Annotated in this window: 21 protein-coding genes; 8 read left to right on the top strand and 13 right to left on the bottom strand. The window is 74.5% G+C overall.

Features of this window, described 5'->3' with window-relative positions; all coding sequences use genetic code 11:
* Window positions 1-99: 99 nt before the first annotated feature.
* Both FHU28_RS00530 and FHU28_RS00535 read left to right on the top strand, forming a co-directional pair.
* Window positions 100-2,628: an FtsK/SpoIIIE domain-containing protein gene (locus tag FHU28_RS00530; RefSeq protein WP_184679807.1), complete on the top strand. Its 2,529-nt coding sequence runs from the start codon at window positions 100-102 to the stop codon at window positions 2,626-2,628.
* A complete protein-coding gene (locus FHU28_RS00535; protein WP_184679808.1) occupies window positions 2,625-3,326 on the top strand; it encodes a hypothetical protein in 702 nt (233 codons plus the stop codon). Before FHU28_RS00530 ends, FHU28_RS00535 begins: the two co-directional genes overlap by 4 nt.
* Before the next feature lie 52 nt (window positions 3,327-3,378).
* On the opposite strand, the gene folE is transcribed toward FHU28_RS00535, so the two are convergent.
* The 4 genes from folE to FHU28_RS00555 all read right to left on the bottom strand — a co-directional run bounded on the left by folE (window position 3,379) and on the right by FHU28_RS00555 (window position 7,283).
* Window positions 3,379-3,996: a GTP cyclohydrolase I FolE gene (gene folE / locus FHU28_RS00540; protein WP_013288986.1), complete on the bottom strand. Its 618-nt coding sequence runs from the start codon at window positions 3,994-3,996 to the stop codon at window positions 3,379-3,381.
* Window positions 3,997-4,082: 86 nt separating this feature from the next.
* A complete protein-coding gene (ftsH, locus tag FHU28_RS00545) occupies window positions 4,083-6,092 on the bottom strand; it encodes an ATP-dependent zinc metalloprotease FtsH (RefSeq protein ID WP_184679809.1) in 2,010 nt (669 codons plus the stop codon).
* Window positions 6,093-6,470: 378 nt separating this feature from the next.
* Window positions 6,471-7,046: a hypoxanthine phosphoribosyltransferase gene (gene hpt / locus FHU28_RS00550; RefSeq protein ID WP_013288988.1), complete on the bottom strand. Its 576-nt coding sequence runs from the start codon at window positions 7,044-7,046 to the stop codon at window positions 6,471-6,473.
* 99 nt (window positions 7,047-7,145) lie between these two features.
* Window positions 7,146-7,283: a hypothetical protein gene (locus tag FHU28_RS00555; RefSeq protein WP_167435576.1), complete on the bottom strand. Its 138-nt coding sequence runs from the start codon at window positions 7,281-7,283 to the stop codon at window positions 7,146-7,148.
* 150 nt (window positions 7,284-7,433) lie between these two features.
* Between FHU28_RS00555 and FHU28_RS00560 the strand changes: the two genes are divergently transcribed.
* Window positions 7,434-8,393 carry a GlxA family transcriptional regulator gene (locus tag FHU28_RS00560; protein ID WP_184679810.1) on the top strand — a complete coding sequence of 320 codons (960 nt, stop codon included), beginning with the start codon at window positions 7,434-7,436 and terminating at the stop codon, window positions 8,391-8,393.
* 184 nt (window positions 8,394-8,577) lie between these two features.
* Here the strand turns inward: FHU28_RS00560 and tilS are convergent, their stop codons facing one another.
* From tilS to dacB, 3 genes are all read right to left on the bottom strand, one after another.
* Window positions 8,578-9,507, bottom strand: a complete 930-nt coding sequence (tilS, locus tag FHU28_RS00565; RefSeq protein ID WP_184689060.1) for a tRNA lysidine(34) synthetase TilS — start codon at window positions 9,505-9,507, stop codon at window positions 8,578-8,580.
* A 145-nt stretch (window positions 9,508-9,652) separates the two neighbouring features.
* Window positions 9,653-10,720 (bottom strand): zinc-dependent metalloprotease, encoded by a 1,068-nt coding sequence (locus FHU28_RS00570; RefSeq protein WP_073829368.1) that lies wholly within the window; start codon window positions 10,718-10,720, stop codon window positions 9,653-9,655.
* Window positions 10,721-10,786: 66 nt separating this feature from the next.
* Complete coding sequence (dacB, locus tag FHU28_RS00575) at window positions 10,787-12,652, bottom strand: D-alanyl-D-alanine carboxypeptidase/D-alanyl-D-alanine endopeptidase (protein ID WP_376700567.1); 1,866 nt, start codon at window positions 12,650-12,652, stop codon at window positions 10,787-10,789.
* Window positions 12,653-12,805: 153 nt separating this feature from the next.
* Here dacB and FHU28_RS00580 point away from each other — a divergent pair, with 153 nt between their 5' ends.
* The gene (locus FHU28_RS00580; RefSeq protein WP_091425759.1) at window positions 12,806-13,312 is read left to right on the top strand and encodes an inorganic diphosphatase; all 507 of its coding nucleotides are present in this window, start codon (window positions 12,806-12,808) and stop codon (window positions 13,310-13,312) included.
* A 58-nt stretch (window positions 13,313-13,370) separates the two neighbouring features.
* On the opposite strand, the gene eccD is transcribed toward FHU28_RS00580, so the two are convergent.
* Entirely contained in the window at window positions 13,371-14,753 is a 1,383-nt protein-coding gene (gene eccD, locus FHU28_RS00585; RefSeq protein WP_184679811.1) for a type VII secretion integral membrane protein EccD, read from the bottom strand.
* A gap of 104 nt (window positions 14,754-14,857) precedes the next feature.
* On the opposite strand from eccD, the gene eccCa reads away from it, so the two are divergent.
* The 4 genes from eccCa to FHU28_RS00605 all read left to right on the top strand — a co-directional run bounded on the left by eccCa (window position 14,858) and on the right by FHU28_RS00605 (window position 21,798).
* Window positions 14,858-18,796, top strand: a complete 3,939-nt coding sequence (gene eccCa, locus FHU28_RS00590) for a type VII secretion protein EccCa (protein WP_184679813.1) — start codon at window positions 14,858-14,860, stop codon at window positions 18,794-18,796.
* Window positions 18,797-18,905: 109 nt separating this feature from the next.
* Window positions 18,906-20,198: a type VII secretion-associated serine protease mycosin gene (gene mycP, locus FHU28_RS00595; RefSeq protein ID WP_184689065.1), complete on the top strand. Its 1,293-nt coding sequence runs from the start codon at window positions 18,906-18,908 to the stop codon at window positions 20,196-20,198.
* Between the two features lie 46 nt (window positions 20,199-20,244).
* Window positions 20,245-21,042, top strand: coding sequence for a phosphatase PAP2 family protein (locus FHU28_RS00600; RefSeq protein ID WP_184679815.1), 798 nt, complete (start codon window positions 20,245-20,247; stop codon window positions 21,040-21,042).
* 30 nt (window positions 21,043-21,072) lie between these two features.
* Window positions 21,073-21,798 (top strand): phosphatase PAP2 family protein, encoded by a 726-nt coding sequence (locus FHU28_RS00605; protein WP_184679816.1) that lies wholly within the window; start codon window positions 21,073-21,075, stop codon window positions 21,796-21,798.
* A gap of 15 nt (window positions 21,799-21,813) precedes the next feature.
* On the opposite strand, the gene FHU28_RS00610 is transcribed toward FHU28_RS00605, so the two are convergent.
* From FHU28_RS00610 to FHU28_RS00630, 5 genes are all read right to left on the bottom strand, one after another.
* The gene (locus FHU28_RS00610) at window positions 21,814-22,992 is read right to left on the bottom strand and encodes a MarP family serine protease (protein WP_184679820.1); all 1,179 of its coding nucleotides are present in this window, start codon (window positions 22,990-22,992) and stop codon (window positions 21,814-21,816) included.
* Window positions 22,993-23,068: 76 nt separating this feature from the next.
* Window positions 23,069-23,761 carry an NUDIX hydrolase gene (locus tag FHU28_RS00615; protein WP_184679821.1) on the bottom strand — a complete coding sequence of 231 codons (693 nt, stop codon included), beginning with the start codon at window positions 23,759-23,761 and terminating at the stop codon, window positions 23,069-23,071.
* Window positions 23,758-24,363 (bottom strand): TlpA family protein disulfide reductase, encoded by a 606-nt coding sequence (locus tag FHU28_RS00620; protein WP_184679822.1) that lies wholly within the window; start codon window positions 24,361-24,363, stop codon window positions 23,758-23,760. The genes FHU28_RS00615 and FHU28_RS00620 overlap by 4 nt, the downstream gene beginning before the upstream one ends.
* Window positions 24,360-25,139 (bottom strand): endonuclease III, encoded by a 780-nt coding sequence (gene nth / locus FHU28_RS00625; protein ID WP_184679824.1) that lies wholly within the window; start codon window positions 25,137-25,139, stop codon window positions 24,360-24,362. The genes FHU28_RS00620 and nth overlap by 4 nt, the downstream gene beginning before the upstream one ends.
* Before the next feature lie 59 nt (window positions 25,140-25,198).
* Window positions 25,199-26,338 carry a CapA family protein gene (locus tag FHU28_RS00630; RefSeq protein WP_184689067.1) on the bottom strand — a complete coding sequence of 380 codons (1,140 nt, stop codon included), beginning with the start codon at window positions 26,336-26,338 and terminating at the stop codon, window positions 25,199-25,201.
* Window positions 26,339-26,416: the final 78 nt, after the last annotated feature.

Raw genomic sequence — 26,416 nt, forward strand, 5'->3', positions numbered from 1 at the left:
CGCCGGCCAGCTCACCGCGCCGACCGACATCCCGGTGGACGGCCCTCGGCTGGGTTACCGTCACACCTCGGGGAGGAGATGTCGGCCTCGGGAAGAGAGGTGGACGCGGTGGCGACTCCGAAGGCGCGCGCCGGCCGGGCCGCCGCGCTGCACCGCCGGGCCGAGGCCGCCGCGACGGCGGCGGCGGGCATCCTCGACGAGATCCGGCCCGCGCCGGCGGACCATCACCGGCAGTACGAGCTGGCCGAGCGCCTGCGCGCGGCGGCCGAGCTGGCGGCGTCGGGTTGGGCCGGCGGTCCGCTGGAGACGTTGACCGCGGCGACGCCACCCGGTGACGGCCCGCCGCCACTGGTCCGGGTGGGCTCCGCCGCGCCGCTCGACGACGCCCGGTTCCCTGCGCTCGCGCCCCTGTTCGGCAGCGGCCACGTGAGCCTCGACGCCGACGCCTCGGACCCTCGGGTGGCCGGGCTGCTCCGGGCGCTGCTGCTGCGCGTGTTCGCGGCGACGCCGACGGGCGCGCTGCTGGCCCGCGCGGTGGACGGCGGTTCCGGTGCGGCCTTCGCCGGGTACGCGACGCTCGCCGACGCGGGTCTGCTCCCTCCGCCCGCCACCGACCTCGCGGGGATGCGCGCGGTGCTGGCCGAGGCGGAGCAGTGGGTGGCCGCCGGCACGGCCCGGCAGCGGGCGCACGACCGGACGCTGCTGCTCGTGGTGGCCGCGCTGCCGGAGGGCACGACAACTGCTGACCTGGACCGGCTCGCCGGCCTGGCCGAGGGCGGGCCCCGGGCCGGGCTGCATCTGGTGGTGGCCGGCTGGCCGGACGGCGGTGCGCTGCCGCGCGCCACGGCGATCACGGTCCGTACCGCGTACGCGCTCGTCGGCGATCCGCCCGGCGCGGGGTTCAGCAGTCCCGGCGCCGAGCCGCCGGGCGGGCTGAACTCGCCGGTGTTCCTGGACGAGGATCCGCCCGCCGAGCTGGTCGCCGCTGTGTGCGCGCGGCTGGTCCGGCAGATCGAGGACGGCTCCCGCCTCTCGCTGGGTGACCTGCTTCCGGCGGACGGTTTCTGGACGGGCGGCTCGGCGGACGGGCTGAGCACCACTGTGGGTGACGCCGCGGGGCGCCCGGTCAGTCTCGGCTTCGCCGAGCTGACCCCGCACTGGCTGGTCAGTGGCCGGGGCCAGGCCGGCCGGTCGGCGTTCCTGACCGACGCGCTGTTCGGGCTCGCCGCCCGGTACGGCCCGGACGAGCTGGCGCTCTACCTGGCCGACCTGGCCGACGGTGAGTCCTTCGTGGAGTTCCTCCAGACTGAGCGGGACCGTTCCTGGGTGCCGCAGGTACGCGCCGCCGGGATGGCGGCCGACCGGGAGTACGTGGCCGACCTGTTCGGCGAGTTGGAGGCGGAGCTGCGCCGCCGCGAGGAGGCGTCCCGGCGGGCCGGCGGGCAGCGCTACGCCGAGCTGCGGCAGCACCAGCCGCTGCCCCGGATCGTCTGCGTGATCGACAACTTTCCGCTGGTGCTGCGCGAGCGGGACCGGCTCGCCACCGACCTGCTGACCCGGCTGGACGCGCTGGCCCGCGCCGGCCGGTCGTACGGCATCCACCTGGTGCTCGCGGGCGAGGGTGACCTGGGCATCGGCGGTCCGCGTGACCCGCTGCTCGGCCAGTTCCCGGTCCGGGTGGCGCTCCCCGGCGGCTCGGCCGTGCTGGAGCCGGCGAACGACTCGGCGGCCGGGCTGCCGGTTGGTAGCGCGGTGGTGAACACGGCGGGTGGTCTGGGCGGCCCACGCGGCGCGACCCGGGGGCATGAGCGGATGATCCGCTTCCCGGACCCGTACGAGGACCCGGACGTCCTGGCCGGCCTGCGGCGACGTCTCTGGGAGGCGCGGGGCGAGTCGGCGGCCCCGCCGGTGGTGTTCGCCGGGTACGCCCGCCCGCTGCTCGCCAACGACCCCCGGCACCGGGCCGCGCTGGCCGGGCGGGCCCACGCGCCCGCCGCGTTGCTGGGCCGGGCGGTGGACGTGCGGCGGTCCACGGTGGCGGTGCCGCTGGGGCCGGGCGCGGGGCGCAACCTGGCCGTCCTGGGCCGGGACGAGGAGGCTGAACGGCTGCTGGTGACGGCGGTGCGCAGCGCGGCCGTGGCGCATCCGGGCGCGGCCCGGTTCGTGCTGGCGCCGCTGGCGAACGGGTCGGCCGAGCCGGCCGGGGTGCTCGCCGCGGAGTTGGCCGGGCGGCACCGGGTGGAGACCGTCGACGCGGCCGGGCTGCGGACCGCGATGGCGTCGGACGAGCCCGGTTACCTGGTCGTGTTCGGGCTGGACGTGCCGGACGCCGAGGAGCTGCCGCCGGAGCTGCTGCGGTCGCTGCTGCTGGAGGGGCCGCCGGCCGGGCGGCACCTGCTCGGCTGGTGGCGTACGCCGGCGCCGCTGGCCGGGCTGCTCGGCCCGGAGGGCGAGGTGGACAAGCTCACCGCCGTGGCGGTCACCGACGTGCCGGGCGGGCGGCTGGAGCAGCTCTTCGACCGTCCGGTCTGGTGGCGGCCCCGGCCGGGGCGCGCGATGCTCTGGGACGGCCCGGACGAGCAGGGCACCATCTTCGTGCCCTTCGGCGCCGGGGAGGGGTCGGCATGAGTGAGACCGGCACGACTGTGCCCGGGCCCCGCAACGGTGGACCGGCAACTGTGGCGGACCCCGCCGAGTCGGCCTGGGCGGAGTACGTCGCGGCCGCGCGGGCGCTCGACGGCGTACGCCGGGCGGCGGCCACTGCCGCCGGGGAGCAGGCGCGGTCGGTGGCGGCGGCCCGCGAGGAGCTGACCGCGGTACGTGAACGGCTGGCGCCGCAGCAGTCCCGGCTGCGTGAGCTGGGCGTACCGGCGTTGTCGCTGGTTCCGACGCCGCCGGAGGTGACCGAGGCGGCCCGGTCGATGGCGGGTGGGCCGTCGGCGGTGCTGGCGGCGTTGCGCGCGGCCGGGGACTGGGCGGATGCGGCGGACGACACGCTCGCCGCGCGGGGCCTGCCCCGGCTGGCGCGCTGGCCGTCCCGGCCGCGCAACCTGCTGGTGTACGGGCCGCTGGCGCTCGTGGTGCCGCTGCTCCAGCTGGCGCTGTACGCGGTCGCCGGGCCGGGGGCGGTGACGGTGCTGGCGCTGCTGGTGGGGCTGCCGCTGCCGGCTGTCGCGTTCATGCTGGGCTGGCTGGCGGTGGGGCGGATCTTCCGCCCGCGTCCGACCGACCGGGTGGACCGCACGCCCCGGTTCGGCGCCCTGGTCTGCCTGATCCCGGCGGTGCTCACCGCCGCCGGCCTGCTGCTGGCCATGCTGCCGAACTGACGACGGCCGCGCCTCCCGGGCGGGAGTACGCGGCCGTCGGTGGATTGCCGGGTCAGCGGGCCATGATCAGTGCCATTGCCTCGGCCCGGGACTTGGCGTCGTTCTGGAGGCCGCCGCGCACCGCCGACGTGATCGTCTTCGCGCCGGACTTCTGGATGCCGCGCATCGCCATGCACATGTGCTCGCACTCCAGCACCACGATGACGCCGCGCGGGGCGAGGCTGGACATCAGCAGGTCGGCGATCTGCGAGGTGAGCCGCTCCTGCACCTGCGGCCGGCGGGCGAACACCTCGACCAGCCGGGCCAGCTTGGACAGGCCGGTGATGCGGCCGTCCGGGCCGGGGATGTAGCCGATGTGCGCGCTGCCCCGGAACGGCAGCAGGTGGTGCTCGCAGAGGCTCATCACGTCGATGTCCCGGACGAGCACCAGTTCCTCGTGGTTGGCCTCGAAGGTGGTACGCAGCACCTGCGCCGGGTCGACCCGCAGGCCGGCGAAGAGCTCGGCGTACGCGCGGGCGACCCGGGCGGGCGTCTGCTGGAGGCCGTCGCGGTCCGGGTCCTCGCCGACCGCGATGAGGATCTCGCGGACCGCCTTCTCGATCCGGGCGAGGTCGACGCTGTCCTCCACCGGACCACCTGTCAGCTTGCCGCTGATCAGGCGCGCGGCCACGTAGTCGAGCGCGTCGTCGCCGTCGGGCTCGGTCGCGGAGACGGCCGACTCCCTGTGCGGGGAGCCGGCCGTCGTCGGATCGCTGTTCAGTGCGTGCCGTCCGAGTTGTTGCTGGCCCCGCCGACGGAGGCGCCGTCAGCCTGGGCCTGCGCCTTCAGCGCCTCCTTCTCGGCCGGAGTGAGCACCGGCGGCTCGGTGGAGGGCAGACGCTTGCCGAAGCCGTGGTACGGCGCCATCGGCGGACGCTTCACGACGCGCGCGCAGATCCGGGCCATGTCGGCGGTGGAGAGCGTCTCCTTCTCCATCAGCTCCAGGACCATGTTGTCCAGGACGTCCCGGTATTCCACCAGGATCTCCCAGGCCTCGTCGTGGGCCAGCTCGATCAGCGCACGCATCTCGCCGTCGATCTCGGCGGCCACCACGTCGGAGTAGTCCCGCTCGTGGCCCATGTTGCGGCCGAGGAACGGCTCGTCGCCGCTGGTGCCGTACTTGATCGCACCGAGCTTGGAGCTCATGCCGTACTGCGTGATCATCGCGCGGGCCAACTGGGTGGCCTTCTCGATGTCGTTGCCGGCGCCGGTGGTCGGCTCGTGGAACACCAGTTCCTCGGCCGCCCGGCCACCCAGCGCGTACGCCAGGGTGTCGATCATCTCGGCCCGGGTCTGGGTGTACTTGTCCTCGGTCGGGAGGACGAGCGTGTGACCCAGCGAGCGACCCCGGGACAGGATGGTCACCTTGTGCACCGGCGCGGCGTGCGGCAGCGCCCAGGCGACCAGCGCGTGCCCACCCTCGTGGTACGCGGTGATCTTCTTCTCCTGGTCGCTCATCACCCGGGTCCGGCGCTGCGGACCGGCGATCACCCGGTCGATCGACTCCTCCAGGGAGTCGTTGGAGATCGCCCGCTGCTCCTTACGAGCGGTGAGCAGCGCGGCCTCGTTGATCACGTTGGCCAGGTCGGCGCCGCTGAAGCCCGGGGTACGCCGGGCGACCGCGTCGAGGTCGACGTCGGGCGTGAACGGCTTGCCCTTGGCGTGCACCCGCAGGATCGCCTTGCGGCCCTCCATGTCGGGGGCGTCGACCGGGATCTGCCTGTCGAACCGGCCCGGGCGCAGCAGCGCCGGGTCGAGGATGTCCGGCCGGTTGGTGGCGGCGATCAGGATCACGCCGCCCTTGGTGTCGAAGCCGTCCATCTCGACCAGGAGCTGGTTGAGCGTCTGCTCCCGCTCGTCGTGGCCGCCGCCCATGCCGGCGCCGCGGTGCCGGCCGACCGCGTCGATCTCGTCGACGAAGACGATCGCCGGAGCGTTCGACTTGGCCTGCTCGAACAGGTCGCGGACCCGGCTGGCGCCGACACCGACGAACATCTCCACGAAGTCGGAGCCGGAGATGGAGTAGAAGGGCACCCCGGCCTCGCCGGCCACCGCGCGGGCGAGCAGCGTCTTACCGGTTCCGGGCGGGCCGAACAGCAGCACGCCCTTCGGGATCTTGGCGCCGAGAGCCTGGTACTTCGCCGGGTTCTGCAGGAAGTCCTTGATCTCGTGCAGTTCCTCGACGGCCTCCTCGGCCCCGGCCACGTCGGCGAAGGTGGTCTTCGGCGTGTCCTTGGTGATCATCTTCGCCTTGGACTTGCCGAAGTTGAGCACCCGCGAGCCGCCACCCTGCATCTGCGACATGAAGAACAGCAGCAGGAGCACGAGAAGCGCGATGGGAAGCAGGTTGACCAGCAGGCTGACCCAGATGCTGTCCGACGACACCTTGGTGTCGACCGGGCCGGTGATCCGGTCCGCCGCCTCGGCCTCGCGGACCTGGTTCCAGACCTGGCCGCCGACCTCGTACGGGAACTGCGCCTCGATCTTGTCGGTGGTGGTGTCGTCGCCGAACTTGGCCTTGTCCTTCAGGTCGAGCTGGAGCGTCTGCTCCTTGTCCTGGAAGACGACCTTCTCGATGCCGCCCTTGTTGAGCTGGTCGAGCGCGACGGAAGTGTCCACCCGGTGGTAGCTGGGACCAGCGGTGAACAGTTGACTGAGCACGACGGCGCCGAGGATGACCAGGATGATCCAGACCACCGGTCGGCGGAAGAAACGCGTACGTTCCATGCTGTTGTCGGGTGCCGAGGCGCCCGCATCCTCCTGATCGACGTCCTGACCGTCTGAATGGTGTCGCCGCCTTGAGCGGCGGCCGGGGCCGCCGTGCGGGCCGGCCCGACCCCCGGGGCACGCAAACTGCCGCACCACGGTCATTCGACGGTACACCGTACGCGCGACGAGTGAGCTTGCGAGCCCGGCACTTACGCGTAGGGCGAACCCGGGTTTGGGGCCGGCGTGGCGGGGAGCTCCGCACCCGGCCCACCCACACCGCACGGTCAGCGGCTCGGGGGGTCGGGCGTGGAGGGTGCCTCCACGTCACCGGCCCCTACCGTAGACCGAAAGGCTGAGAGCCCGCTGAATGTCCGCTGACGAAGGGCTCGGCGGGCTTCACGCCCGGGCGTACACCTCGGGCTTGAGCACCCCGACGTAGGGCACCTCGCGGTAGCGCTCGCCGAAGTCGAGGCCGTAGCCCACGACGAACTCGGTCGGGATGTCGAATCCGACGTACTTGACCGGGACCTGCACCTTGACCGCGTCCGGCTTGCGGAACAGCGCGACCACCTCGACGCTCGCCGCGGAGCGCGACTCCAGGTAGCGCAGCAGCCAGGACAGCGTCAGGCCGGAGTCGACGATGTCCTCGACCACCACCACGTGCCGGCCGGCGATGTCCCGGTCCAGGTCCTTGAGGATGCGGACCACGCCGGACGAGGTGGTGCCCTGGCCGTAGGAGGAGACGGCCATGAACTCCAGCTCGGCGGGCGGACCCTGGCGACCCAGCGCGCGGGCGAAGTCGGCCATGAACATGACCGCGCCCTTCAGCACACAGACGAGCAGGAGGCCGTCCTCGACGTGCGCGTAGTCCGCTGACACCTGCTTGGCCAGCTCCGCGGTCTTGTCGCGGATCTGGGCCTCCGAAATGATCACGTGGTCGATGTCGGCGTCGTACCAGGAGCCGTCAGCCATGCTCCTAGCCTGCCGTACGCCCCACGGCCGCCGTCGGCGGGGCCGCCCCTTTTGGCGCGGTCCCGCCGGGGATTTTCGGCGCGATCTGAACAAATCACCTCAGCAGGTACGGGAGCGCCAGCGCTGCCCGTCGTCGCTCGGCTTCCAGTCGGCCGAGTCGCGGGTGTCGGCGGTGAGCCCGAAGGCGCTGGCACCGACGAGGAGAAGCAGGAAGAGCAGGAACAACAGAACGGTCATGGCGGCGCTCACTTTCGCATGGTTGAGACCTTTTTCGCCGCCGGTGCGCACCGGACACCATTGATTCTGCGAGCCATCGACCGATGGGGACAGTGGCAGGAATGTCATTGGGCATCGATTTCCTGCCACCTGTCGGGTTACCCTCGTCACATGCTCCGCTCGGTCGCCGTCATCGTCATGGACCAGGTCGCCGCGTTCGAGCTCGGCGTGCTCGCCGAGGTCTTCGGCACCGACCGCACCGCCGACGGCTTCCCCAGCTACCGGTTCGACGTCTGCACCGCCGACGGCAGCCCCGCCCGCAGCCGCTCCGGGTTCCTGCTCACCCCCACCGCCGACCTCACAGTGGTCGAGGACGCCGACCTGGTGGCGGTGCCCGCACACGCCGACGGCACCCCGATGCCCGAACCGGTCCTCGCCGCGCTGCGTCGCGCCGCCGACCGGGGCGCATGGCTGCTCAGCGTCTGCGCCGGCGCGTTCGTCCTCGGCGAGGCCGGCGTGCTCGACGGACGGGACTGCACCACCCACTGGCGGTACACCGACGAGCTCCAGCGGCGCTTCCCGGCCGCCAGGGTGCAGTGCGACTCGCTCTACGTGCAGGACGGCCGGCTGCTCACCAGCGCCGGCACCGCCGCCGGCATCGACGCCTGCCTGCACCTGGTACGCCAGGAGCACGGCTCGGCCGTGGCGACCCGGCTGGCCCGCCGGATGGTCGTCCCGCCGCACCGCGACGGCGGCCAGTCGCAGTACGTCGAGGCGCCGATCCCGGAGGCGCCCGAGGCGCCCACCCTGGAACCGGTGCTGGAGTGGCTGATGGGACACCTCCGCCGCCCGGTGACAGTCGACGAGCTGGCCGCACGCGCCGGAATGGCCCCGCGCACGTTCGCCCGCCGGTTCCGCGCCGAGACCGGCACCACCCCGCACGACTGGGTGACCAACCAGCGGGTGCTGCTGGCCCGGCACCTGCTGGAGGACACCACGCTGAGCGTGGAGGGCGTCGCCGAGCAGGCCGGCTTCGGCGACGCGGCGGCGCTGCGCCACCACTTCACCCGCCGGGTCGGCACCACCCCGCTCGCCTACCGCACCACCTTCCGCGAACGCACAACCGCCTGACCCCCGCTCCCCGCCCGCCCCTGACCCACCCGCCCTTGACCCGCCCGGCCCGGCGATCATGAGGTTGACCGTGCATTCCGTCCGTTTCCAGAGCGGGCCGCCAGGTCGCCGGAGTGGCGGCATCAGGGCGTGGTCGATACCGCCACCTCCCCGAAGTGGCGGCGCGAAACAGCCAGATCACCGGTCAGGGCAGGAGGTGACCGGCCTGGCGGCGTACCTGGTGGCCGCCGGGGAGGTACACCGGGCCCTGCCCCCGCCAGGCCGTGACCAGGGCGTCCAGCGCTGCCACGTGCGTGTGGGACAGCGCGGCCGGCGCCGCGCCCAGCTCGCGGGCCCAGGCGTGCAACACCCGGGTACGCACGGCGGCCGGCAACTCGGCGAGCCCGGCTACGGACAGCCCGCCACCCTCGGTCCGGACGTCGGCGAGCGCGGTGTCGGCGAGCGCGTCGAGCGCGGCGTTGTCGGCCGCGAGCAGTCCGGCAGTCCGGGCCAGGTTCGCCACCACCCCCGGCCCGAGCGCGTCGACGAGTGCCGGCAGCGCGTCGGCTCGGACCCGGGCCCGGGCGTACGCGGGATCGACGTTGTGCGGGTCCGCCCACGGGTCGAGCCCGAGCGCGGCGCAGGCGGCCCGGGTGTCGGCGCGCGCGAGGTCGAGCAGCGGACGCAACAGGGGTACCCCGTCGACGTCGCGCCGCTCCGGCATGCCGGACAGCCCTCGCGGTCCGGCGCCCCGGGCCAGCGCCAGCAGGACAGTCTCGGCCTGGTCGTCGCGCGTGTGCCCGAGCAGCACCCCGGCCGCGTGGTGCCGGCGGGCGGCCGCGACCAGCGCCTCGTACCGGGCCTCACGGGCGGCGGACTCGGGGCCGCCGGGCCGGCCGTCCACGCGTACCGGAAGCACCTCGACCGGGTCGAGCCCTGTGACACGGGCCCAGGCGGCGACCGCCTCGGCCTGCTCGGCGGACCCGGGTTGCAGGCCGTGATCGACGGTCACCAGGCCCGCCGGGCGGCCGAGGCGGGGAGCCACGAACGCGGTGGCGGCGGCGAGCGCGAGCGAGTCCGCGCCACCGGAGCAGGCCACCAGCACCGGCTCGGTGCCGGGCAGGCCGGTCAGCATCCGGCGCACGGCGAGCCGCACGGCGGCGACGGCGGGAGCGGGCGACGGGGAGCGGCGCGATCGAGCGCCGGAGTCAGCCCAGCCAGGGCGATCCACCGAGCAGACCGGATCAGCCGAGCCCAGCGGACCAGCCGGGCCGGGCGGGTCAGCCGACGGGCGGGGTGGCACCGGCGGGCCCGTGTACGCGGTTCACCCAGGCGTCCGGGTCGCCCAGTTCGTCCAGGCGGGGCAGCGTCAGCGGAGACGAGAAGATCTTGTTGAAGCCGGCCATGCCGACCCGGTCCACCACGCCGTGCACGAACTTGCGGCCCTCCGCGTACTGGCGCATCTTGACCTCGATGCCGAGCAGCCGCCGGATCGCCTTCTCCAGCGGGTTGCCGGACTCGCGGCGGCGGTTGAACGCCGCCCGGATCGACTCGACGCTGGGGATGACCTGCGGGCCCACGCCGTCCATCACGAACTCGGCGTGCCCCTCCAGCAGCGTCATCAGCGCGGTCAGCCGGTCCAGCACGGCGCGCTGCGCCGGGGTCTGCACGATGTCCAGCACGCTGGCCCGGCTCTCCGGGTCCTTGATCGCGTCGGAGAGCGTCGCCACGCCGCGGCGCAGTCGCTCCAGCAGGTGCTCGCCGCCCTGGGAGGCGTCCACGAACGCCTGCACCTCGCCGAGGAAGTACGCGCGCATCCACGGCACGGCGGTGAACTGGGTGCGGTGGGTGACCTCGTGCAGACACACCCAGAGCCGGAAGTCGCGCGAGTTCGCGCCGAGTTTCCGCTCGACCTCGAGGATGTTCGGGGCCACCAGCAGCAGCTGGCCGGGGTCACCGGCGAAGACCTCGTACTGGCCGAGCACGCGGCCGCTCAGGTACGCCAGCACGGTCCCGGCCTGCACACCCGTCACGCGGGAACCGATCGCCTCGGTGAGCGCGCCCGGCCGCTTGTCGCCGGAGAGGCGCTCGACGAGCGGGGACACCACCTCACGCAGCCCGGCGATGTTCGCCGCGGCCCAGTCCCGGCGGTCGACCACGCGTACCGGCGGGTGGGCGACCTGCGCGCGCAGGCCGGTGTAGTCGGCGACGTGCCCGGCCGCCTCGTCGGTCAGCCGACGCAGGTCGCCGACGACGTCGGTGGCCTCGGCGTACGACACCCGAGGGCCCGACTTGCTCAGCGCCCCCGCTGTCGCGGCGGCCAGATCCCAGTCCACGAACTGCGCCATGAACCCACCGTACCCGCGCCGGAACACCCCTACCCGGGCTCGCGCCCGCCGATCGACGCCCGTCGGTCAGCGGCAGCCGCACCCGGCCAGCGCGGAGGTGATCCGGTCCAGGGCCGCCCGGGTCTCGTCCAGCGAGCCCTGGGTCCGGTCGGTGAGCACGGCGAACGTGAGCAGCCGGCCGTCGGCGGTGGTGACCGTGCCGGCGATGGCGTTGACCCCGCTCAGCGTGCCGGTCTTGGCCCGCACCACGCCCGCGCCCGCACTTGTCGCCGCCGCCCGGTAGCGCTCGTCGAGCGTGCCGGACCAGCCGCCGACCGGCAGGCCGCCGAAGATCGCGGCGAGTTCGGGGTGACTGCCGTTGCCGGCGAGCGTGATCAGGTCGGTGAGCAGCGAAGGGCTGATCCGGTTGGTGCGGGACAGGCCGCTGCCGTCGGCCAGGCTGATCTCGCCGGCCGGCAGGCCCAGTTCGCCGAGCACCTGGCCGGTGGCCGCCGCGCCGCCGACGAACGAGCCAGGCTTGCCCTTGGCGAGCGCCACCTGGCGGGCCATCGCCTCGGCGATCACGTTGTCACTGTCGCTGATCATGATGTCGACCAGCCGGATCATCGGCAGCGACTCGACAGTGCCCAGTTCGGCGCCGGGGGCCGTACCCGTGGCGCCGGACGCGGCCGGCGCAGCGCCGCGGGTCACCTGCGCGGCGCCGCCGGTGAGCCCGAGCAGCTTGGCGAACTGCCGGCCGGCGGTCAGGTCGGGCTGGGGCACCCGTTCGGCGGCGTGGTTGGTCTGCTCGGCGGTGCGTCGCGCCTCCGCCGGGTTCTTCCGGGCACCGTCGGTCATCAGCGCGGTGATCGCCGCGCCGAACCCGCCGGTGGGGATGTCCGAGTCCCAGCCGGGCTCGAAGACCGGGCCGGTGAACAGCGACGAGTCGACGATCACCTTGGTCGGCGCGGTGCCGCCGAGCGCGTTCCGCACCTGGGCGGCGAGGTCGTCCAGCCGGGCCGCGCCCGGGTAGAAGCCGTCCTTGTCCACGGCGAGCGTGGGGTCACCGCCGCCGACCAGGACCACCTCGCCCGGGTTCGCGCCGGCCACCGCCTTCGTCGGAATCCGGTAGGCCGGGCCGCGCGCCGCGAGCACCGCCACGCCGGTCGCCAGCTTGGTCACCGAGGCGGGCACCGTGGGGGTGTCCTGGCCGCTGCCGTAGAGCGCCTGGCCGGTGCTCACGTCGGCCACCGACAGGTGGACCCGGTCGCCGAGCGCGGCGGCGCGTACCAGCGGGTCCAGGGCGGCGCGGATCCCGGCCTCGGTGGGCAGCGGGGCGTTGCCGTCCGGCCCGGCCAGCACGGCCGGCGGGGTGGGTTCGGGCGGTGCGGCGACCGCCGTACCCGAAGCGTCGTCGTCGCCCAGCCAGCCCGCGACCGGACCGGGCCGGAACACGGCCAGCCCGGCGACCGCCAGGGCCAGCACCAGCACGCACGCGAGCGCCGCGACCAGCCGGGAGCGACGGCGCGGTGAGGCCGGGGGTGGGGAGGGCGGAGGCGGCGCGGTGCCGGCCGGCGGGACGGGCGGGCTCACCGGGATCGGACCCGGCGCACCGGGCCAGCTCACCGGCGTCGCGGGATCGTGCGCCGGGCCGACGCGGGCCGACCCGGTCGCGGGATCGTGCGCTTGGCCGGCACGGGCCGACCCGGTCGCGCCGCCGGGGCCGTCGTGCGGCTGCCCGAAGCGGGCGCCGTGCTGCGGTGGACCGAAGCGAGCCTGGCCGGGCCCGTCGTGCGGGCGGCCGACGGGGGCGGAGCCGGTGGCCGGAGCCGGACGGTGGGGGACGTTCGCACCCGGGACGGACACCCGGCCGGTGGCGCCACCGGAACCGGGACCCCCGGAACCGGACCCGTCAACCCTCTCGGGGCGGTAGTGTGAATCTTCCCTCCCCACGGCCCCCTCCTCCCCGCTCGAAATCGCCTTGGGCGACACTACTTCGGTCCGAACACTATGCGGCGGCCGAGGCCGACGGGGGCGTTCCCCCCGCGCCGGGGGTGAGCCGCTGGTTTCCGTTAGCCAGCGTGGGCAAACGAGGGAGCGTGGAAGATGGATTTCGACGTCACGGTTGAGATCCCCAAGGGTCACCGCAACAAGTACGAGGTAGACCACGCGACCGGCCGCATCCGGCTGGACCGCACCCTCTTCACCTCCACGCAGTACCCGGCTGACTACGGCTTCATCGAGGGCACCCTCGGCGAGGACGGCGACCCGCTGGACGCGCTGGTGCTGGTGCCCGAGCCGACCTTCCCCGGCTGCCTGATCCGTTGCCGCACCATCGGCATGTTCCGGATGACGGACGAGAAGGGCGGCGACGACAAGGTCCTCTGCGTGCCCTACGAGGACCCGCGCCAGGAGCACCTGCGCGACATCCACCACCTGGGCGAGTTCGACCGGCTGGAGATCCAGCACTTCTTCGAGGTCTACAAGGACCTGGAGCCGGGCAAGTCGGTCGAGGGCGCGACCTGGGTCGGCCGCGTCGAGGCCGAGGCGGAGATCGTCGCCTCGTACCGGCGGGCCAAGGAGGCCGAGGAGCGCGGCGAGACGCTGCACTGACGCCCACGCTTTCGCCGGAGGCCCGGGTCGCGCGTCGCGACCCGGGCCTCCGCGTGTCTCAGGCGAGCAGGTCGCGGGCCCGGTCGTAGAGGCCCAGCACCGCGCAGGCCACCGGCACCACCGCGACCACCAGCGCGGTGTCGGTCAGGTCGGCCAGCCGGCCGAGGTACGGGGAGACCGGTCGCCGGGCGTACGTGGCGCCCGCGGTGACCGCCGCCAGGGCCAGCGCCAGCCCGCCCACGGCCAGCGCGAACCGGCCGGCCGGACCGGCGCGTTCGGCCAGCACCGCGCCGAGCAGGGCGTACCCGGCGAGCCCGGCGACGATCGCGGGCACCCGGTGGCGTACCGCCACGAAGAGCCGGGAGCGCAGCAGCAGCACCCCGGCGGCGACGGCGGCCAGCAGCAACCCGGCGGTCCGGCCGGCGGCGACGAGCACCGCGACGGCGGCGACCGCGAGCAGCGCGTGGCCGAGCAGCATCCCGGTCAGCACCTCCTCGGCGCGGGCCACCGCGGCGTGCACCTGCCCCCGGTCCGGCAGGTCCCGGGCACCGGCCGGGACGGGCAGCGTGAGCGGCGGCAGCGGCAGCTTGCCGACCCGGATGGCCAGCAACGGCAGCCCGCCGAGCGCGAACACCAGCACGGCGAGCAGGACGGCGGCGGCCCCGGCCGGGTCGAGCAGCAGTCCGCCGAGCGCGGACGCCACGCCGGTCACGCCCACTGTCACCCCGGCCACGAAGACACGGGACCGGCTGGCCACGCCGAGCAGGCCGAGCACCGCCACCAGCAGCAGCGCCACCGAGCCGACGAGCAGTTCCGGGGCGCCCACCCAGCGCAGGCCGGGGATCGGGCCGACCGGATCGCCGGAGGCGACGGCGAGCGCGCCGGCCGTCGCCGCCCAGGGCAGCGCGTATCCGCCGAGGGCGGCGCCGACAGGGCCGTCACCGTACGCCCGGGAGGCCGCGGTGGCGGTGAGCACCAGGATCAGGGCGACCGCGGCGGCGACCGGCCAGCCACGTTCGCCCGGACCGGCCGCGACCACGGCGACCAGCCCGACGGCCAGGGGTACGGCGGCGCCGCCCAGCGCGGCGGCCCGGGTGGCGCGGGCCGACCAGGCGGCGCCCCGGCGCCGGGCTCCGTCGACGATCGCCTCGACCACGTCGTCGTACTCCAGTTCGGGCCACTCGGCACGGGCCGGCACGAGGTGCAGCACCTCGCCGTCGCGGACGCCCTGCGGCAGCAGCGCCTGCGCGGTGGCGAGCACCCCGCCGTCGGTACGGCGCAGCACCCACCCGCCGTGCCGTTCACCGTCGTCTGCCAGCCCTTCCCCGGCGTGCCGGAGCACCTCGGGCAGCAGCTCGGCCAGGGGGACCTGCTCCGGCAGGGCCACGTCGACCCGCCGCCGGGGCGCGCTGATGGTGACCCGGGCGAGCCCGCTTGTCATCGAGGTATCTCCATATCGAGCGGGAACAGTGGGCTGACGGACGAGAGGACTTTACCTACGATGAGCCAGGCTCGGGTTACCCAGAGCCACTTCGGGGAGGGCGAGTGTCCACTGTCGTCATCAAGCGGCCGCCACGCCGCGCGGCACCGGAGATCCCGGTCGGCGAGCTGCCGGTCGAGGCGCCGCCGGAGATCCCCGCGGCGACCGGCGGGCGCTGGCAGCAGGCGCTGATGGTGCTGCCGATGCTCGGCGGGACGGTGGCCATGGCGATGATGTTCGGCCGGGGCGGCGGTGCCTACTCGTACGTGGTGGGCGGCATGTTCGGCCTCTCCTCGCTGGCGATGCTGGTGACCACCTGGGGCAGTGCCGGGCCGAAGAAGTCCGAGCTGATGGCCGCCCGCCGGGAGTACCTGCGGCACCTGGCCACGCTGCGCCGCCGGGCGCGGGAGACCGCCGGCGCGCAGCGGGCCGGGCTGTCCTACCGACACCCCGATCCGGGCCGGCTCTGGTCCACTGTCGACAGTCACCGGGTCTGGGAGCGGCGGCCCGGCGACGCGGACTTCGCCGTGGTCCGGGTCGGTGTCGGGCCGCAGGCGCTCGCCACCCCGCTGGTCCCGCCGGTCACCCGCCCGCTGGAGGAGCTGGAGCCGATGACGGCCGGGGCGCTGCGGCGCTTCCTGGACGCGTACTCGGTGGTGCCGGACCTGCCGGTGGCGCTGTCGCTGCGCAGTTTCGCCCGGGTCTTCGTGCGCGGCCCGGCGGGCCCGGTTCGCGGCGCCGGATCGCCCGCCGCGCAGGCGCTGGCCCGCGCGGTGCTCACCCAGCTCGCTGTCTTCCACGCCCCGGACGAGCTGCTGATCGCGGTCTGCTCCGGGCCGGAACGCCGGGCCGCCTGGGAGTGGGTCAAGTGGCTGCCGCACGTCCACCACCCGAGCCGTACCGACGCGCTCGGGCCGGTGCGACTGGTCACCAGCTCCGCCGCCGACCTGGAACGGCTGCTCCACGACGTACTCGGCGCCCGGTCGCGGTTCAGTCCGCACGGCGTGGCCACGGACGGGCCGCAGGTCGTGGTGGTGCTCGACGGCGGCGACCTGACCGGGGCCACCGACCTGGCCGGCGACGGCGGCATCGACGCGGTCACCGTGCTCGACCTGGACACCCCGCCGCCCCGGCTGCTCGACCGGTACGCACTCCTGCTCGACCTGGTCGACGGCCGGCTGCACTCGCATTCCGCCGAGGGGCACGCCGAGGTGGGCGCCGCCGACGCGCTGGCGACCGCCGACGCCGAGGCGGTCGCCCGGCGGCTCGCGCCGCTGCGGCTCGCCGGCCCGGTACGCGGGCCGGACGCGCCGCCCGGCGCCGAGCCCGGGCTGCCCGAGCTGCTCGGGCTCGGGGACCCGGACAGCTTCACCGCCGAGCAGGGCTGGGCGCCCCGGGCCGCCCGGGACCGGCTGCGGATGCCGATCGGGGTGGGCGCCGACGGCGGGGCGATCGACCTCGATCTGAAGGAGTCGGCGCAGGACGGCATGGGCCCGCACGGCCTGCTGATCGGCGCGACCGGCTCGGGCAAGTCGGAGCTGCTGCGCACGCTCGTGCTCGGCCTGGCCGCCACGCACAGCTCGGAGCAGCTCAACTTCGTGCTCGTCGACTTCAAGGGCGGCGCCACGTTCGCGCCGTTCGAGCGGCTGCCGCACACCGCCGCGGTGATCACCAACCTGGCCGACGCGCTGCCGCTGGTGGACCGGATGGTGGACGCGATAAACGGCGAGCTGATGCGCCGGCAGGAGCTGCTGCGCCGGGCGGGCAACTTCGCGAGCGTGCGCGACTACGAGCGCGCCCGGGCGGCCGGCTCCCCGCTGGCCCCGCTGCCGTCACTGCTGCTGATCTGCGACGAGTTCTCCGAGCTGCTGTCGGCCAAGCCCGACTTCATCGACCTGTTCGTGCAGATCGGCCGCCTGGGCCGGTCGCTCGGGGTGCACCTGCTGCTGGCCAGCCAGCGGCTGGAGGAGGGGCGGTTGCGCGGGCTGGACACGCACCTGTCGTACCGGATCGGGTTGCGCACGTTCTCGGCGCTGGAGTCCCGGACGGTGCTCGGCGTGCCGGACGCGCACGAGCTGCCGCGCAGTCCGGGGCACGGCTACCTGCGTTCCGGCACCGACCCCCTGGTGCGGTTCAAGGCCGCGTACGTCTCCGGCGCGGTCCGCCGCCGCGGCGGGCCGGCGGGCGCGCCCGGCGCCGGTGAGGCACGCGTGCTCGCCTTCTCCACCCATCTGGTGCCGGTGCCCGAGCCGGCCACGCCCGCCGCGCTCCCCGCCGAGGACGACAGCGGCGAGACGCTGCTCGACCTGCTTGTGGACCGGCTGGCCGGGCAGGGCCCGCCGGCGCACCAGGTGTGGCTGCCCCCGCTGGACTCCTCGCCCGCCCTGGACGAGCTGCTCGGTCCGGTCGGCGTCGACCCGGTACGCGGGCTCGCCGTCGCCAACCCGGAGCTGCACGGGGCGCTCCAGGTGCCGGTGGCGGTGGTGGACAAGCCGTTCGAGCAGCGGCGCGACCTGCTCTGGCTGGCCCTGGACGGCGCGGCCGGGCACGTCGCGGTGGTCGGCACCACCCGCAGCGGCCGGTCCGGCCTGCTGCGCACCCTGGTCTGCGCGCTCGCGCTCACCCACACTCCGGCCGAGGTGCAGGTCTACTGCCTCGACTTCGGCAGCGGGACGCTCGGCGCGCTGCGCGACCTGCCCCACGTGGGCGGCGTCAGCGGACGCTCCGACGGCACCTCCGTGCGCCGTACCGTCGGCGAGGTCGCCGGCCTGCTCGCCGAGCGGGAGCGGCGCTTCGCCGAGGCGGGCGTGGAGTCGATGGCCGCGTGGCGACGGCGCCGGGCGGCGGGCGCGACCGACGCCTTCGGCGACGTGTTCCTGGTAGTGGACGGCTGGAACACGTTGCGAGGTGAGTACGAGGACCTGGAACCGCTCGTCACCGAACTCGCCACCCGGGGCCTGGCGTACGGGGTGCACGTGGTGGCGAGCGCGCTGCGCTGGTCGGACTTCCGCCCGGCGATCCGCGACCTGTTCGGCTCCCGGCTGGAGTTGCGCCTGGGCGACCCGGCCGACTCGGTGGTGGTCAAGCGCGCGCTGGCGGCGACGGTGCCGGAGGAGCGGCCGGGGCGGGGCATCACCGCCGGCGGGTTGCACTTCCTCACCGCCGTACCCCGGGTGGACGCGCTCGGCGGTGAGACCGCCGATCTGGTGAAGGCGGTCGCCGGGGCGTGGACCGGTCCGGTGGCGCCCCGGGTACGGCTGCTGCCACCGGTGCTGCCGTACGCCGAGCTGGACCAGAGCGCGACGACCGGGCTGGCGTTCCCGATCGGCATTGCGGAGGCGGACCTCGCCCCGGTGGTGCTGGACTTCGCCACCGAGCCGAACTTCGTGGTCTTCGGCGACGCCGAGTGCGGCAAGTCGACGTTCCTGCGCGCGCTCGCCACGTCGATCGTCAGCCGGTTCAGCCCGGAGCAGGCCCGGGTGATCCTGGTGGACTACCGGCGCAGCCTGATGGGCACGATCGAGTCTGCGCACCTGATCGGGTACGGCACGGCGGCGCCGCACACCGCCGAGCTGATCGAGTCGGCCGCCAGCTACCTCGCAGGGCGGCAGCCCGGGCCGGAGGTGACCCCGGCCCAACTGCGCAGCCGGTCCTGGTGGAAGGGACCGGAACTGTTCGTGCTGGTGGACGACTACGACCTGGTGGCCGGTGGGCCGACCAACCCGCTGCGCGCGCTGGAGGAGCACCTGCCGCACGCCCGGGACGTCGGGCTGCATCTGGTGCTGGCACGGCGGACCGGCGGGGCGGGACGGACCGCGTACGAGCCGATCGTGCAGCGGTTGCGGGAGTTGTCCACGGCCGGGCTGGTGATGTCGGGCGGCCCGGAGGAGGGCGCGCTCGTCGGTCAGGTCAAGGCCGGTCCGCTGCCGCCGGGCCGGGCCCGTCTGGTCACCCGTCGTGAGGGGGTGCGCCTGGTGCAGTTGGCGCATCTCCCGCCCGGGTGATCCGAGGCGCGGAGTTGACCCGTGACGGCCGGGGCAACCGGTAATCTCCGAGCAGCATGTGTCTGACGCGACGGAACGGCTGGGGAATGTGACAGGGGATCGGCAGGGCCTGCCCGGTGCGCCGCCCCGGTGTCTCGCCCGACGCGCGTTGCTCGCGGTCGCGTCGGCGCTGGTCGTCGTCGCCGGTCCGCTGACGCTGCCGGCCCAGGCCGCGCCGTCCGTCCGGGTCGCCGCGCAGCAGCAGTGGGCGGCTCCCGACCATGCGCTCCGTGGCGACCACGTCCGCGACGAGCAGTGGCAGTTGGAGAAGCTGCGGGCGAAGACCGCCTGGCGCACCTCGACCGGGCGTGGCGTCGTGGTCGCGGTGATCGATTCCGGTGTGGACGCATCGCATCCCGACCTGGCCGGTCAGGTCCTGCCCGGTCTCGACCTGGTGACGCCCGACGGTTCGGACGGGCCCGATCCGGTGGGGCACGGCACCACTGTGGCCGGACTGATCGCCGGGCGGGCCGACGACGACCGGGGCGTGGTGGGGCTCGCGCCGGACGCCAAGATCCTCCCGGTCCGGGTGCTCGACGCCGAGAACCGCTACGACGACGCGCTCATCATCGCCAAGGCGGTGCGCTGGGCGGTGGACAACGGCGCCCAGGTGGTCAACCTGTCGCTCGGTGGCAGCAGCGACAGCGCGGCTCTTGCCGCGGCGCTCGACTACGCCTTCGCCCGGGACGTGGTGGTGGTCGCCTGCACCGGCAACCTGGCCACCTCGACGACCACCAAGGTCTGGTACCCGGCCCGGGAGCCCGGCGTGCTGGCGGTCGCCGGGCTGGAACGCTCCGGCGAGAACCTCTGGTCCGGCTCGATCACCGGCCACGAGACGGTCCTCAGCGCACCTGCCACCGCGCTCTACGGCGCGCGGCCGGAGGGCTACTGGCGGGTGCAGGGGACGAGCTTCGCCGCGCCGCTCGTGGCCGCGACTGCCGCCCTGGTCCGGTCGAGGTACCCGAAGATGTCCGCCGGGGACGTCGTCAACCGGCTGATCAGCACGGCCCGGGACCTCGGCCCGACCGGGCGCGACGACCGGTTCGGCTACGGCCTGGTGGACCCGGTGGCGGCACTCACCGCCGACGTGCCGTCGGTGGGTCACAACCCGCTGGACGACAACGATTCCCCCGGCGTAGTGGGCTTCGGGCCGGCCCCGGGCGACGGGCGGGACACCCGGGCCGCGGCGGCGGGCCGCGGCGGCGACCCGCTGGGGCGTGCGCCGGAGGACTGGTCGGCGCTGCCGGCGGGGCAGACCGTCGTCGGCGCCCCGGAGCGGCTCTGGAGCGGCCTGGCCCTGTTCGTCGCGCTGATCACCGGCAGCGCGCTGATGGTGCGCCGGTTCCGCCAGGTCCGTCGCTGACGAACGCGGCGGTCTGACCGAGCCCTTCCCTGGGTAGGGAAGCCCCATGGACGACACCACCGGGGCGACTGTCACGCGGCGCCGGTCGTGGCGGGGCCGCCGCCTCGACCCGGAGCACTCACTGGGTCTGCGGCTCTCCGTGGCCACCGCCGCCGCGTTCCTGGTGCTGATCCCGTTCGCACTGCTCGCGCTGCTGGTGCTCGGCGCCTGGCCGCCCCTGCTCCGGCTGGACGCCTCGGTCACCGAGGCGTTCCACGGGTACGCGCAGGACCATCCCGCCTGGGTCGGCGTGATGACGGTCTGGACGCACCTCTTCGGGCCCGGGCCGCTGCGGGTGGCCGCCGCGGTGGTGGCGGTGTGGCTGTTCCGGCGCGGCGCGTCCCGGCTCGCGGCCTGGGTGGTGGTCACCATGATCGCCGGTGGGCTGATCGGCGCGCTGCTCAAGCTGCTGGTCGGGCGGGACCGGCCGGACCTGCTCGAACCGGTGGCCCGGGCGGCCGGTTACTCCTTCCCGTCCGGTCACGCGCTCAACGCGGCGCTGGCGGCCGGGGTGCTGTTGCTGGTGTTCCTGCCGTTCGCCCGGGACAGCCGTCCCGGCCGGATCACGCTGTGGACCGCCGCGCTGCTGGTCACGGTGGTGACCGGGCTCAGCCGGATCGCGCTGGGCGTGCACTGGACCAGCGACGTCGTGGGTGGCTGGGTGCTCGGGGCGGCCGTGGTGGCCGCCACCTCGGCCGGGTTCGTCACCTGGCGTACCGGGACCGGGCGGCCGTCCACCCGCCCGCTACGGGAGGGGGCCGAGCCGGAACTGGCCGAGCCGGGCGCACAGGACGGCCGGGCGTAACCGGACCGTCGCCGGGGTACAGGCGAGCCCATGTCCGACGTCGTGATCCGAGTCACCCGGCGCGTCCTGCTGCCGCTGGTCCTGCTCTTCGCGCTGATGGTGGGTCTGGGCCTGCTGGTGACCCGGGTGCTGGCCCGCACCTGGCCGTTCACCGTGGAGGACACGGTCAACCGCGAGCTGGCCGGCGATCGCACGCCGGGCTGGAACGACGTCTCGCTCGTCTTCAGCACGCTCGCCAGCACCCAGATGATCGTCGTGGTCACCGTGCTGGCGGCGCTGGTGCTGCGACTGGTGCTGCACCGCTGGCGGGAGCCGCTCTTCCTGTGCGCGGCGGTGACCGCGCAGGCACTGATCTTCCTGTTCACCACTATGGTGATCGACCGGAACCGCCCGGCCGTCGAGCACATGGACGCCTCCCCGCCGACGTCCAGCTTCCCGTCCGGGCACACCTCGGCGGCCACCGCTCTCTACGTCGGTCTCGCGGTGCTGCTGGCGCTGCGGGCCCGCAGCACTCCCGCGAAGGTGGGCTGGTGGGCGCTGCTGGTGCTGGTGCCGGTGGGCGTGGCGCTCACCCGGATGTACCGGGGCATGCACCACCCCAGCGACGTGGTCGCCTCGTTCCTCAACGGCGGCGCCTGCGTGGCGATCATGGCGCGGACGGTGCTCGACCGCACGCTCACCTGGGGTCGCATCCGGCTGCCGCTGTCCCGCTCCGGCGACGACGTGACACCGGCGAGAGCACCGGCGGGCGGCTGAGCGCCGCCGGCCGGCTCAGGTGCACTCGCCGGTGGCCACTCCCCGGGTACGCTCCGCGCCCGCCAACGCCACCGGCCGTGCCTCGGCTGCGGTCACCGCGAAGCCGGTGTTTGGGTCGTCGGCCGCCGCCGCGAAGATCACGCCGAGCACCAGCCCGTTCGAGGAGACGAGCGGGCCACCGGAGTTGCCGCTGCGGACCAGCGCCCGGATCGTGTAGATCTCCCGGGTGACGTCCCCGGCCGAGTAGATGTCCGGACCGGTGATCCGGTCGACGTCCCGGATCCGGGCCGGCCGTGCGTCGTACGGGCCGTCGAGCGGGAAGCCGAGCACGATCGCGTCCGCGCCGGTGGCGGCCTGGCCGGCGGCGAAGCGCAGCGACGGCCCGGGCAGCCCGGGTACGTAGAGCACGGCGAGGTCCCGGTCCGGGTCGTAGACCACCACCTCGCCGTCGTAGCGCTCGCCGCGCATCTCCACAGCCACCGAACGGGTGCCTGCGACCACGTGCGCGTTCGTCATCACCCGGTCGTCGGCGTACACGAAGCCGGAGCCCTCGATGCGGCGCGAGCAGCTCGGCGCGGAGCCCAGCACCTTCACCACCGACCGCCTGCTGTTCTGCACCACCTGCGAGTTGGCCAGCGCCGGGTCGGGCGGGGCGACCTGCCGGGCCCGGGTCGGCGCGAGGTCGCCGAACACGTCCGGGAAGCCGTTGGTGTCGACGGTGTCGCGCAGCGCGGTGGACAGGTCCTGCGCCTTGTCCGGCAGCACCTGGTCGACGACGGTGAGCAGCGCGCTGTTGCGGACCGAGGAGGCCAGCCACGGCACCGAGGAGGAGCCGAGCGGCACGGCGACCAGCCAGGCCACCAGCATGACCGCGATGACCGAGATGAACGCGCCGCCGACGTCGTCGACCTTCCGCCCGGCCGGCCCGGTGATGGCCGCCCGCAGGTTGGAGCCGAGCCAGCCGGCCAGCGCCTGCCCGAGCACCGCGAGCCCGAAGATCGCCACCAGGGAGACCAGCACGCGTGTGCCGCTCGCCGTGAACTGCTGGGCGATCAGCGGCCCGACCTGGAGGCCGAGCAGCGCGCCCAGGAAGAAGCCGGAGAACGACAGGGCCCCGATGACGAAACCCTGACGGTATCCGCTGATCGCGAACACGAGCATGAGCAGGAGAAGGACGAGATCCACGGCGGACACGCCCCAAGGGTACGGGCACCGGGCACGTGCTCGGCTCAGCGCTCGCGGAACGTGACCTGAGGATGCGTACCGGTGATCAACGCACGGGGGTCTCGTCGGCAGGTTCGGTGCCCGCCGACGGCGCGGGTGTGGCGTCGACCGGCGGCAGCTCCACCACGCGCGAGCGCGGCCACGGCCGGGACCAGCCGCCCATCTCCAGCAACCGGTCGATCACGCCGGCGGTGAAGCCCCAGACCAGCATGCCGCGCACGGAGAACGCCGGGCCGATCCAGCCGCTCGGATGGCGGACCCGCATCCGGTTGTCCGGGTCGATCAGCTCGGTGACCGGGAGCCGGGCCACGTGCGCGACCTCGGCCGGCTCGCGCGGGTGCACCGGGTGCGGGTCGTGCCACCAGGCGAGCACCGGGGTGACCACGAAGTCGCTGACCGGGATCCAGAGCCGGGGCAGCTCGGCCAGCACCGTGACGCTGCCGGGGTCGAGGCCGACCTCCTCGTTCGCCTCGCGCAACGCGGTGGCGCGGGCGTCGGCGTCCTCCGGGTCGGCGGCGCCGCCGGGAAACGCCGGCTGACCGGCGTGGTTGCGCAGCGTCGCGGCGCGCTGGAGGACCAGCACGTCCGGCCCGGCGTCCGGCTCCTCGCCGAGCAGCACCAGCACGGCGCTCTCCCGACCGCCGCTGGACGGCGTGACGATCCGGGTGAAGTCCTCCGCCCGTGCGGTGCCGAGCCGGCCCAGCAGCGGGTCGAACCACCCCGGCGGCCGTCGGGTCATACCCGCACCCCGAGGTGGCGCTGGAGCAGCGCGGCGAGGCGGGCGTCGTCGAGCGCGCCGGTGGCGTCGGTGTGCCGGATCCGCCCGTCGGCGTCGACGAGCACTGTGAGCGGGAACGCGTTGCGTTCCAGGGCGCGCTGGAACGCGTCGCCCTGGTCGAGCAGCATCGGGAAGTCGACGCCGTAGTCCTCGCCGATCGACTGCGCGCCGCCGCGGCTGTCCCGGCTGTTCACGCCGATCACCTGGAACCGGCCGTCGGCCCGCTCACTGAGCCGCTGGAACGCGGGCAGCTCCTTGCGGCACGGCGGACACCAGGACGCCCACACGTTGATCACCGCCGGGCCCTTGACGTCGCGCAGCTTCACCGGCGCGCCGCCGGTGAAGCAGTTGAGCGTCAGGTCGGGCAGTTGATCCCCGGCCTTCCCTGCGGGCGCCGGGGACGCCGAGGTGGGCGCGACAGTCAGCGGGGCGCAGTCGGCGAACGGCGAGGGACGCTCGGCCCGGGCCGGCGGCGCGGGCCGCTCCGGTTCCTCGGCCGTGGCGGTGCAGCCTGCCGCCGCGAGCAGCAGCGGGACGAGCAGGTACGCGAGCCGGCGCATCATGGCACGTCCGCCGCGGCGGCCTGCTGCGGCACGAGGTCGGGGTCGAGGCCGACGGCCACCGCCAGGTCACGGGCCCGGGGGCCCTTGAGCAGCTTGGCCGCGGCGGCCGGCTCGGTCGGCCCGGTGCCGTACGCGGGGCAGAGCTTCGCCAGCGTGCACGCGCCGCAGGCGGGCTTGCGGGCGTGACAGACCCGGCGGCCGTGGAAGATGACCCGGTGCGACAGCATCGTCCAGTCGCGCTTCGGGTAGAGCGCGCCGATCGCGTGCTCGATCTTCACTGGGTCGGTCTCGGTGGTGAGCGCCCACCGCTGCACCAGCCGCTGGAAGTGCGTGTCGACGGTGATGCCGGGGACGCCGAAGGCGTTGCCGAGGATGACGTTCGCGGTCTTGCGGCCGATCCCGGGCAGCGTCACCAGGTCGTCGAGCCGGCCGGGCACCTCGCCGTCGTACCGCTCGCAGAGCGCCCGGCCGAGGTTGATCAGGGAGCTGGTCTTGTTGCGGTAGAACCCGGTGGGCCGGATCAGCTCCTCCAGCTCGGCGCGGTCCGCCCCCGCGTAGTCGGCGGCGCTGCGGTAGCGGGCGAACAGCTTCGGCGTGACCTCGTTGACCTTCTTGTCGGTGCACTGGGCGGACAGGATCGTCGCGACCGCGAGCTCCAGCGCGTCGGAGTGGTCGAGTTCACAGTGCGCGTCGGGGTGCGTCTCGGTCAGCACTCGGCCGATGCGCCGGGCGCGGCGCGTACGACCGAGATCGGTCTCGGGGGAGCGCGTGGTCACGTGGGCCAGCCTACGTCGCGGGGCCGACGCTCCGGCCGTGCGGCGCGGTGGTCGTGCGCTCAGCCACCCGCCGGTGCGGTGATCCTGCCGGTCGCGTCGAGCTTCGCGCCGGTGTCCGGGAAGTCGGCCCGGTTCAGCTCGCGGACCAGCCCGAGGCCGCGGTTCTGCCGGTCGACCGACGGGCGTCCCACGCCGTTCATCACCGTGGAGGTGAACGTGCCGCCGACGAACTTCCCCTCGGCGGTGAGCGAGACCTTGAGCACGCCGCCCCAGCCGAGCCGCCCGGAGCTGTTCAGCGACTTCCCGCCACCGGCGAAGTTGCCCAGGCTGTACGCGATCAGCCGCCCCTTGTAGAACTCCATCCCGCGCAGCACGTGCGGGCCGTGGCCGATGACCAGGTCGGCCCCGGCGTCGATGACGGTGCGGGAGAAGCGGATCGGGTCGCCCCGGTTCTCGCCGAAAAACATCTCGGTGCCCGGCTTCACCCGGGTCTTGTCCGACCCCTCGGCGCCCATGTGCACCTGCACCACGACGAGCTGGGCCGCCTCCTTGGCCATCTCGATCACCTGCTTGGCGGCGCCGAGGTCGACCAGGCTGTTCGACCAGGGGTACGACGAGAAGCCCACCACGGCGACCTTGATGCCCTTGACGTCCACCACGGTGATCTCGCCGGGCGCGCCGGTGTGCTTGAGGCCGTGCGCCTCCAGCGCCGACTGGGTGTTCTCGTAGCCCTGCCGCCCGTAGTCGTAGCCGTGGTTGTTGGCCTGGTTGAGCAGCTGGAACCCGGCCGAGCGCAGGTGCGCGGCGTAGCCGGGCGGCGCCCGGAACTGGTAGCAGTTCTTCGGCTGCGGGCCGCACTTGCCGGCGCCGGTGTCGTCGGTGAGCGGCTCCTCCAGGTTGCCCATCACCAGGTCGCCCTTGAGCGCCGACTTCACGTCGTCGAAGAAGCCCTTGCCGCCGTTGGGCGGCAGCCGGTCCGGGGCGTTGCCCATGATCACGTCGCCGGTCGCGGTCAGCGAGATCGACGGCTCGTCGGCGTCGTCCGGCGCCGCGGGCTGGTCACCGGTGGCGGGTCCGGCCGCGCCGGTCGACCCGCCGCCCTGCCCGGCCTGCCACCTCGCGTCGGCGCCGGTCCCACCGGCGTCACCGGCGCAACCGGTGACGAACAGGACGGCGGCGAGCGCGGCGAGCGCGACCAGGCGCCGCCCGAGGGCGCCGCGACGTGGTCCGGGGAAGGCGGGGCGCGGCGCGGGGGCGGTGTGCGGCGCGGCGACGGC

The organism is Micromonospora echinospora (assembly GCF_014203425.1).
GTDB lineage: Bacteria > Actinomycetota > Actinomycetes > Mycobacteriales > Micromonosporaceae > Micromonospora > Micromonospora echinospora_A.